The following is a 469-nucleotide window of genomic DNA, read 5'->3' as shown; positions in this document are numbered from 1 at the left end:
CATCGCCGGCCAGGCGCTTCACCAAAAGCTCCCGGATCTTCCTGGCACCCCAATGCGGCTTGCTCTTCTTGCACGAGACGATCATCGCCTCGACCGGCTCGGGCAACTGGTTGGCATAACGCACCGGCCGTCTGGATCGGTCGGTTAAGGCCTCCAGACCGTCGTCCTTATAGCGATTGAAGATTTTGTAACCGGTCTTGCGCGAGATGCCGAACTCTCGGCACACATCGCTCATGCCTTCGCCCTCCAGAAGCCGGGCGACAAAACGTAGACGTTCCTCCATCACCGAAGTCTCTCTCCACGGCATCAACACCTCCCGCCAAAAAGCGAAAAGTGTCACCCATGTCTTCTCTATTCGGCGTGTTGAGGTCAAGCGCTTACGAGCGTCTCCGCCTCGTCGGAACATGACATCGTCCGCAGGTCCTCGCTTCTCTTCGGGATCGGCGTTTTGCCCTCCCAGCATGGAGTT

Annotated in this window: 1 protein-coding gene; it reads right to left on the bottom strand. The window is 58.4% G+C overall.

The genetic code is table 11. The features are described from left to right. On the bottom strand, window positions 1-307 hold a 307-nt coding region (locus C5L12_RS27815; RefSeq protein WP_157949151.1), incomplete at its 3' end, for a helix-turn-helix domain-containing protein. Between the last annotated feature and the right edge of the window lie 162 nt (window positions 308-469).

This window comes from Neorhizobium huautlense, assembly GCF_002968575.1.
In the GTDB taxonomy this organism is placed as follows: Bacteria; Pseudomonadota; Alphaproteobacteria; order Rhizobiales; family Rhizobiaceae; genus Neorhizobium; species Neorhizobium huautlense.
Note: the sequence above shows the minus strand (reverse complement) of the source record. Positions and strands in the feature narration are given on the sequence as shown.